The following is an 8,434-nucleotide window of genomic DNA, read 5'->3' as shown; positions in this document are numbered from 1 at the left end:
GCCGATGGGAGCCGTGGGTCCCGCTGGGGATCTGGATCTCGACGCACATCCTGTTCGCCGGGTTCCCCACCAAGCTGTGGCGCGAGGAGGTGGCACGACGGCTGGGCGACGAGGCGATCACCCTCTTCGCCACGGACGGGCCGGGTACCTCGGGCAGCAACGGCTGGCTGGTCACCGGCGACCGTACGGCCACGAGCGCGCCCCTCATCGCGGGCGACCCGCACCGCTTCATCGAGGACCCCGGCATCTACCAGCAGATCCACCTGGTCTGCCCGGACTTCGACGTCCTCGGCCTCGCCGTCCCCGGCGTACCCGGCCTCGCCCACTTCGGCCACACCGGGGACGTCGCCTGGGCGATCACCAACGCCATGTCCGACTACCAGGACCTGTACCGCGAGCGACTGCGGCGCACGGCGACCGCGGTCGAGGCCCTCGGCCCGGACGGCTGGCACCCGGCCGCCCACCACCGCGAGACGATCGAGGTGGCGGGCGGAGACCCGGTCGAGGTCGAGATCATCGAGACCGGGCGTGGCCCCGTGATCATCGGCGGCGGTGACGGCGGGACGGAGGCCATCAGCCTGCGCTACCCCCCGCGCGTGACCGGCGAGCTCGGCTTCGAGGCGCTCCCCGCGCTGCTCAGGGCGCGCAGCACCGGGGATGTGGACCGGGCGCTCGACGCATGGACCGAGCCGGTCAACGTGGTCCATGCCGCGGACACCGCCGGCGGGCTGCTGCACCGGGTCGCCGGGCGGGTACCCGTGCGGCACGAGGACAACCGGCTGCGGGTCGTACCGGCATGGGAGCACGGGCACGACTGGCAGGGGTGGCACGAGACGCCCCGCGCCGAGGTCGAGGACATCGCCGTCATGGCGAACGCGCGGGGGCTCGCCACGGCCCTCGGCGTCGAATTCGCGCCGCCGCACCGGGCCGACCGGATCGCCCACCTGCTGCGCGAGTCGAAGAGCTGGACGGCACCCGGCATGGCGGCCGTCCACACCGACACCCATCTGGCCTCCGCGCGCCCGCTGCTGGAGCTGGTCGCCGGGCTTCCCGGGCTCTCCCCCGAAGCCTCGCGGCTGCGGGAGCGGCTGCTGGGCTGGGACCGGCGGATGGCGGCCGACAGCACCGAAGCCGCCCTGTACGCGGCGGTGCGGTCCGCGGTCGTCGTGCGGTTGGCGGCCCACCCGGAACTCGCCGCGCTCGCGGAACCGTTCGGGTACCCCGAGGTGTTCGCGCCCTGGCTGTATCTGCCGGTGAAGATCGCGTACGCCCTGGAGACGCTGCTGTCCACCAGCCTGCTGCCCGGCATCGACCGCGCCGGGGTCGTACGCGCGGCCCTCGACGAGGTCGCCGCGGCCGGCGGACCGAGCGCCACCTGGGGCGAGCTGCACCGGCTGGCGCCCTGGCAGGCGCTGCCCGGCACGGACGAGCAGTGGCCGGGTCTGCCCGGCGACCACGACTGTGTGCTGGCCACGTCGAGCGTTCCCGGCGTCACCGATCTCAGTGCCCGCGGACCGGCCGCCCGTTACGTATGGGACCTCGCCCGGCGCGAGGACAGCCTCTGGGTGGTGCCGCTGGGCGCTCGCGGCATCCCCGGCGACGCCCACCACCGCGACCAGCTGCCGCTGTGGCTGCACGGCGAATTCGTCCCCGTCGTCACCGACTTCGACCAGCTCACCCTTGAGCACCGCACCGAGGAGAGTCATGACCACTGAGCCCGTCGTCCGACCCGAGACTCCGGCCGAGGGCCCGGCCGGGGCCCTGCACGAGGAGACCATCGACGGCATCGGGACGGTACGGGTCCTCGCCCTGCACCCGCGGCGCGACGTCGGCGTCGTCCACTCCTGGGTCACCGAGGAGCGGGCCCGCTTCTGGGGCATGGGCGAGGCGAGCCGCGCCGAGGTCCTGGAGATCTACGAGCACCTGGACTCCCTCACCACGCACCACGCCTTCCTCATCCACGTCGGGGACCGGCCGGCGATGCTCTTCCAGACGTACGAGCCGGAGGCCGACCGCGTCAGCGAGTGCTACGACGTCGAGCCCGGCGACATCGGGCTCCACCTGATGGTCGGTCCCCCGCAGGGCGCCCCGCGGACCGGCTTCACGGCCGCGATGCTGTCCGTCTTCATCAACTACGTGCTGTCGGACCCGAAGGTGAGCAGGATCATCGCCGAGCCGGACATCCGTAACGAGAAAGCGGTCGAGCGGCTGGCCCGTACGGGGTTCGAGATCGGGCCGGAGATCGTTCTGCCGGAGATCGACCTCCCGGAGGTGTTCCTGCCGGAGAAGAGGGCGCGGCTGATGATCCTCCACCGGGAGACGACCGAGGCGCGGGGCTGAGACCCGCGGCGGGGCTCCTTCGGAGCCCGTTGGGGGTACCCCCAGGCGAGGCTCCGGGGGAGATCAAGGACGGACACCCGGGCTGCGCCGACGGGAACCGGCACATTTCCGAGCCCCGCTGGGTCCCCCCACGCCCGCGGGGCGCAGGGGGAGATTGAGGCGCGGGGTCCGGGGCGGCGCCCGGCGGGATCCGGGGCAGCGCCGCGGTCAGTCCTCGCGCGGCACCACACGCTTCTCCTCCGCGAAGTGGCACGCCGAGTCATGCCTCGCGGGCCCCTCCGCGAGACGGAACTCCGCGGGCACCGCCAGTTCCGGCACCTCCAGCGCGCAGCGTTCCCGTGCCTTCCAGCAACGGGTGCGGAAGCGGCAGCCGGACGGGACGCTGGTCGGTGACGGCACCTCTCCGGTGAGGATGATCCGTTCCCGGTGCTCGCGCGCCTGCGGGTCGGGCACCGGGACGGCCGACAGCAGCGCCTGGGTGTAGGGATGCGTCGGATGGTCGTAGATCTCCGCGTCCTTGCCGATCTCCACGATCCGCCCGAGGTACATCACGCCGACCCGGTCCGAGATGTGACGGACGATCGACAGGTCGTGGGCGATGAACACGTAGCTGAGGCTGAACTCGCTCTGCAGCTGCTCCAGCAGATTGACGACCTGCGCCTGGACGGAGACATCGAGAGCGGAGACCGGCTCGTCCGCCACGATGACCTCGGGGCGCAGCGCGAGCCCGCGTGCGATGCCGATGCGCTGGCGCTGGCCGCCGGAGAACTGGTGCGGATAGCGGTTGATGTACTCGGGGTTGAGCCCGACGACGTCCAGCAGCTCCTGGACCTTCCGGCGCCGGTCGCCCTTCGGGGCCACCTCGGGGTGGATCTCGTACGGCTCCCCGATGATGTCGCCGACCGTCATCCGCGGGTTCAGGGAGGTGTACGGGTCCTGGAACACCATCTGGATGTTGCGGCGCACCGCCTTCAGCGCGCGTCCGGACAGCTTGGTGATGTCCTCGCCCTTGTAGCGGATCGACCCGGCCGTGGGCCGTTCCAGGTTCACCAGCATTCTGGCGAGGGTGGACTTCCCGCAGCCGGACTCGCCGACGATGCCCAGCGTCTCTCCCGGGAAGAGGTCGAGATCGACCCCGTCGACCGCCTTGACCGCCCCCACCTGCTTCTTGAAGAGGATGCCCCGGGTGAGCGGATAGTGCTTGTACAGGTCGCGCACCTCGATGATCGGCTCGGTCGGCTCAGCCATGGAGGCACTCCCTCCAGAAGAAGCAGGCGCTGCCGCGGTCCCGGTTCACGGGGAACAGTTCGGGCTCGTCGGTCGTGCACACGTCCTGGGCCATCGGGCAGCGGGGGTTGAAGGCGCAACCGGCCGGGATGTGCATCAGGTTCGGCGGCAGACCCTTGATCGCGTACAGCTCCTGGCCCTTCTGGTCCAGGCGCGGGATCGAGTTGAGCAGACCGCGCGTGTACGGATGGGCGGGGGCCCGGTAGATGTCGTGGACGGGTGCGGTCTCCACGATCCGGCCCGCGTACATCACGGCAATCCGGTCGGCGACGTCGGCGACGACGCCGAGGTCGTGGGTGATGAGGACGAGTCCCATGTCGAGCTCGCGCCGGAGCTCGGCGAGCAGATCCATCACCTGTGCCTGCACGGTCACGTCGAGCGCCGTCGTCGGCTCGTCCGCGATGATCAGGTCCGGTTCGAGCGCCAGCGCCATGGCGATCATGATGCGCTGCCGCATCCCACCGCTGAACTGGTGCGGGTACTGGCCGACGCGCTCCTTCGCCGCCGGGATACGGACCCGGTCCATCAGCTCGACGGCCTTCGCCCTGGCGTCCTTGCGTGACATCCCGCGGTGCACGGTGAACATCTCGCCGAGCTGGTCGCCGACGCTCAGGACCGGATTGAGCGAGGACAGCGCGTCCTGGAAGATCATGGCCATTCCGGACCCGCGGATCTTCCGGCGCTCGTCCTCCTTCAGGGTCAGCAGGTCCTGGCCCTGGAAGATGATCTCGCCCCCGGTGATCCGGCCCGGCGGGCTGTCGAGGATGCCCATGACGGCCTGGGCGGTGACGGACTTCCCGGAGCCGGACTCGCCGAGCACGGCGAGCGTCTCGCCGGCGCCGACGGACCAGGTGACGCCGTTGACGGCCTTGGCGACGCCGTCGCGGGTGCGGAACTCCACATGCAGATCGCGTACTTCGAGCAGCGGGTCAGGAGGCATGACAGGACTCATGGACGCGGCTCCTCAGCGCAGCTTCGGGTCGAGGGCGTCGCGCACCGCGTCGCCGAGCATGATGAAGGCGAGGACGGTGACGGCGAGCGCACCGGCCGGCCAGAGCAGCATGTGCGGGGCGTTGCGGATGTACGGGGAGGCGGCCGAGATGTCGATGCCCCAGGACACGGCGGGCGGCCGCAGCCCGACACCGAGGTAGGAGAGCGTCGCCTCCAGCGCGACGTACGTGCCGAGGGCGATGGTCGCGACGACGATGACCGGTGCCACGGCGTTGGGCGCGATGTGCCGCAGCAGCAGCCGTGAGTTCGACGCACCGAGGGCCCGCGCGGCCTGGACGTAGTCGTTCTGCTTGGCGGTGATCACCGAGCCGCGGGCGATCCGGGAGACCTGCGGCCAGCCGAGCAGCACCATGAATCCGATCACCGGCCAGACGGTGTTGCTGGTGACGACGGAGAGCAGCACCAGACCGCCGAGGACGACCGGGATGGCGAAGAAGACGTCGGTGAGGCGGGACAGCAGGGAGTCGGATGCTCCGCCGAAGAATCCGGCGAGCGCGCCCAGGAGGGAGCCGAGCAGCGCCACTCCGAGGGTCGCGCAGACACCGACGGTCACCGAGGTGCGGGCGCCGTGGACGGTCCGGGTGTAGACGTCGCAGCCCTGGCCGTCGAAGCCGAAGGGGTGGCCGGGCTGGGAGCCCTCCTGGGCCTTGGCGAGGTCGCAGTTGAGCGGATTTCCGGGGGCGATCAGCGAGGGCCAGATCGAGATGATCACCAGGAAGAGGATGAACAGTCCGGAGATGATGAAGACGGGGTTGCGGCGCAGATCGCGCCAGGCGTCGGACCAGAGGCTGCGCGCCCGTCCGCCGGGGGCGGCTGAGGGGTACTGCCCCGCCGGTCCGGTGCCGAGCGGCCCACCCGGAACCTTCTCCAGGGTCTCGCCCTCACTCGTCGCGAGGTCCATCGCGCCGCCCGCGCCGGTCGGGGCGATCGCTGCCCCGGCTCGCCGGTCGTCGTATCGCGGCTCAGGCATAGCGGATCCTCGGGTCGAGTACGGCGTAGAGGAGATCGACGATCAGGTTCACCAGGAGAAACACCAGCACCAGGACGGTCACGAAGCCCACGACGGTCTGGGTGTTCTGGCGGAGGATGCCCTGGTAGAGCTGGTAGCCGACGCCATGGATGTTGAAGATCCGCTCGGTGACGATGGCGCCGCCCATCAGCGCGCCGATGTCGGCGCCGATGAAGGTGACCACCGGGATCAGCGAGTTGCGCAGCAGATGGCGGGTGACGACGCGACGCCAGGGCAGTCCCTTGGCGATCGCGGTACGGACGTAGTCGGCGCGCCGGTTCTCGGCGATGGACGTCCTGGTCAGCCGGGTGACATAGGCGAGCGAGACGGACGCGAGGACGAGTCCCGGCACGATCAGTTCGCCGAGCGGCGCCTCGGCGGACACGGACGGTCTGATCCAGCCCCACTGCACGCCGAGCAGAAGCTGGAGCAGCAGGCCGGTCACGAAGGTGGGGACGGCGATGACGACCAGCGTGACGATCAGTACGCCGCTGTCCACGGGGCGGCCGCGGCGCAGGCCCGTGAGCACGCCGAGGCTGATGCCGATGACGATCTCGAAGACGATCGCGACGATGGTCAGCCGGATGGTGACCGGGAAGGCCGTGGCCATCAGCTCGGTGACCGGCTGCCCGTTGAAGGCCGTACCGAAGTCGCCGGTGAAGACGTTGCCCATGTACGTCAGGTATTGCTGCCAGACCGGCTTGTCGAGGCCGAACTCCTTGCGCAGCTGGGCGGCGGTCGCGGGGTCGCACGCCCGCTCGCCGCAGAGTCCCGCGATGGGGTCGCCCATCACGTTCACCATCAGGAAGATCAGCAGCGTGGCGCCGATGAAGACCGGGATCATCTGCAGCAGACGCCGGATTACATAGCGTCCCATGAAGGGCTCCCTGGGGGCGGGGACTGGGTCCGGGGCGTCAGCTGACCGTGATCTCTTCGTAGACGGGCACGCTGAACTGGTTCAACGAGACGTTGGAGAGCCGCTCCGAATAGCCGGCGCTGCCGTTCTGGTACCAGAGCGGGATCGAGGCCATCTGGTCCCGCAGAACACTCTCGGCCTGCTTGAACGTGTCGACCGCCGTGGCCGTGTCGCTCTGGGCGTTGGCCTCGTCGACGAGCCGGTCGAACTCGGGGTTGCTCCACTTGCTGTCGTTGGAGGAGGCGTTGGTGTAGTAGAGGGGCTGGAGGAAGTTCTGGATCAGCGGGTAGTCCATCTGCCAGCCGGCCCGGAACGGGCCGGTCAGCTTGGACTGGGTGACCTGGTTGCGGTAGTCGGCGAAGGTGCCGACGGGGTTCCCGACGCAGGCCCGGTCGTTGCCGAGCACGTTGTTGATGGAATTGCAGACGGCGTCGACCCAGACCTTGTGGGAGCTGTCGGCGTTGTACGTGATCTTCAGCCCGCCGCCGGGGATGCCGCCGCCCTCCGCGATCAGCTTCCTGGCCTCGGCGGCGTTGTACGTGCAGGCGTCGCCGCAGAGCGAGGGGTCGTAGCCACCGTCCTCACCGAGGACCGGGGACGTCCAGTCCTTGGCGGGGGTACGGGTCATCCGGAAGATCGTGTCGGTGATCTGCTGCCGGTTGATCGCCATGGACAGGCCCTTGCGGAGCTTCTCCTGGCCCGGCTTGTTCCAGTCCGGGTCGTAGAAGGGGAAGTCGATGGCCTGGATGCTGCCGGCCGGGGTGTTGATGTAGCGGTTGCCGAGGTCGGCCCTGACGTTCTTGAGCTGGGCGGCCGGGACGTCGTCGACGAGGTCGAGGTTTCCGGCCATCAGGTCGGTGTAGGCCGTGTTGTTGTCGGTGTAGACCTTGAGATCGATGCCGCCGTTCCTGGCCTTGTCCTGGCCTGGGTACTGGTCCCAGCGGCGCAGGGACATCTGGGCGCCCCTGACGTACGAGTCGACGGCGTACGGGCCGTTGCCGACGGGCTTCGCCAGCCAGGCGGCATGGTCGGTGAAGAACGCCTTGGGCAGGGGGGCGAAGGCGGTGTAGCCGAGCGTCTCCGGCCAGGTGGAGAACTTCTGGGTGAGCTTGACCGTGAACGTGCGGTCGCCTGTGACCTTGAGGCCGGACATGGTCTCGGCGGTGGGCCGGCCGGACTCGGGGTGGACCTGGTCGTACCCCTCGATGTAGCCGAAGAAGTAGGCGTTGCGCTGGTTGTTCTTGAGATGGGCGCCGTAGTTCCACGCGTCGACGAATGACTTCGCGGTGACCGGCTCGCCGTTGGAGAACGTCCAGCCGTCCTTGACCGTGACGGTGAAGTTGGTGGAGTCGGTGGTGTCGATCTTCTCGGCGAGCATGTTCTCGGCCTCGCCGGTCTTCGGGTCGTAGTGCTTGAGACCGCGGAAGATCATGTCGAGGACCTTGCCGCCCTGGACCTCGTTGGTGTTCGCCGGCTCCAGCGGATTCTGCGGGTCCCCCCAGGAGGAGCTCACGATGCCGTCGGCCCCGCCCGCGGCACCGCCCCCGCCGCCGCAGGCCGTGGCCACGAGCGCGACGGCGGCCGCACATGCGGCCCACTTGGCGTGAGTGGCTCCGCGCATGGAGTGCCTCCCGGGGTCCCGTTTCACTTGACCCCAATACCACCACATAAGACGCATAACACATATTTGCAACACACGACCGGACGGCGGGCGACGCTCGCGGGCAGGCCCGGCCGCACCGCGGACCCGCCTCGGGACAGTGCGGCCGGACCGCGGGATCCGCCTCCGGGAGTTACGGCCGGACCGCGGGACCCGTCCCGGGAAAGTACGACCGGCACGGAAAACGCCCCGGCCGCCAGAACGGCGGCCG

General features: G+C 69.9%; 7 protein-coding genes. 2 read left to right on the top strand and 5 right to left on the bottom strand.

The annotated features are described in order from the left end of the window. A partial coding sequence (locus ACWGI8_RS33660) for a penicillin acylase family protein (RefSeq protein WP_453666783.1) occupies positions 1 to 1,715 on the top strand: 1,715 nt, incomplete at its 5' end. After that, positions 1,705 to 2,340 (top strand): GNAT family N-acetyltransferase, encoded by a 636-nt coding sequence (locus ACWGI8_RS33655; RefSeq protein ID WP_453666781.1) that lies wholly within the window; start codon positions 1,705 to 1,707, stop codon positions 2,338 to 2,340. The genes ACWGI8_RS33660 and ACWGI8_RS33655, both read left to right, overlap by 11 nt. A 207-nt stretch (positions 2,341 to 2,547) precedes the next feature. On the opposite strand, the gene ACWGI8_RS33650 is transcribed toward ACWGI8_RS33655, so the two are convergent. The 5 genes from ACWGI8_RS33650 to ACWGI8_RS33630 are packed head-to-tail and all read right to left on the bottom strand — an operon-like array spanning position 2,548 to position 8,184. Then, positions 2,548 to 3,588, bottom strand: a complete 1,041-nt coding sequence (locus ACWGI8_RS33650) for an ABC transporter ATP-binding protein (RefSeq protein ID WP_453666779.1) — start codon at positions 3,586 to 3,588, stop codon at positions 2,548 to 2,550. After that, a complete protein-coding gene (locus ACWGI8_RS33645; RefSeq protein ID WP_453666777.1) occupies positions 3,581 to 4,579 on the bottom strand; it encodes an ABC transporter ATP-binding protein in 999 nt (332 codons plus the stop codon). Before ACWGI8_RS33645 ends, ACWGI8_RS33650 begins: the two co-directional genes overlap by 8 nt. A 12-nt stretch (positions 4,580 to 4,591) precedes the next feature. After that, entirely contained in the window at positions 4,592 to 5,608 is a 1,017-nt protein-coding gene (locus ACWGI8_RS33640) for an ABC transporter permease (protein WP_453666776.1), read from the bottom strand. After that, entirely contained in the window at positions 5,601 to 6,524 is a 924-nt protein-coding gene (locus tag ACWGI8_RS33635; RefSeq protein ID WP_453666774.1) for an ABC transporter permease, read from the bottom strand. Before ACWGI8_RS33635 ends, ACWGI8_RS33640 begins: the two co-directional genes overlap by 8 nt. A 37-nt stretch (positions 6,525 to 6,561) precedes the next feature. Next, on the bottom strand, positions 6,562 to 8,184 hold the full coding sequence (locus tag ACWGI8_RS33630; RefSeq protein ID WP_453666773.1) for a peptide ABC transporter substrate-binding protein: 1,623 nt from the start codon (positions 8,182 to 8,184) through the stop codon (positions 6,562 to 6,564). Positions 8,185 to 8,434 lie beyond the last annotated feature (250 nt).

The organism is Streptomyces sp. NPDC054841 (assembly GCF_053611045.1).
The sequence above is the reverse complement of the archived record's forward strand: the minus strand, read 5'-3'. Positions and strand labels throughout refer to the sequence as shown.

What these genes read in the sequence shown, in the direction of transcription:
- ACWGI8_RS33655 (WP_453666781.1), top strand. Translation starts at nt 1,705, where the DNA reads ATGACCACTGAGCCCGTCGTCCGACCCGAGACTCCGGCCGAGGGCCCG.
- ACWGI8_RS33650 (WP_453666779.1), bottom strand. Translation starts at nt 3,588, where the DNA reads ATGGCTGAGCCGACCGAGCCGATCATCGAGGTGCGCGACCTGTACAAG.
- ACWGI8_RS33645 (WP_453666777.1), bottom strand. Translation starts at nt 4,579, where the DNA reads ATGAGTCCTGTCATGCCTCCTGACCCGCTGCTCGAAGTACGCGATCTG.
- ACWGI8_RS33640 (WP_453666776.1), bottom strand. Translation starts at nt 5,608, where the DNA reads ATGCCTGAGCCGCGATACGACGACCGGCGAGCCGGGGCAGCGATCGCC.
- ACWGI8_RS33635 (WP_453666774.1), bottom strand. Translation starts at nt 6,524, where the DNA reads ATGGGACGCTATGTAATCCGGCGTCTGCTGCAGATGATCCCGGTCTTC.
- ACWGI8_RS33630 (WP_453666773.1), bottom strand. Translation starts at nt 8,184, where the DNA reads ATGCGCGGAGCCACTCACGCCAAGTGGGCCGCATGTGCGGCCGCCGTC.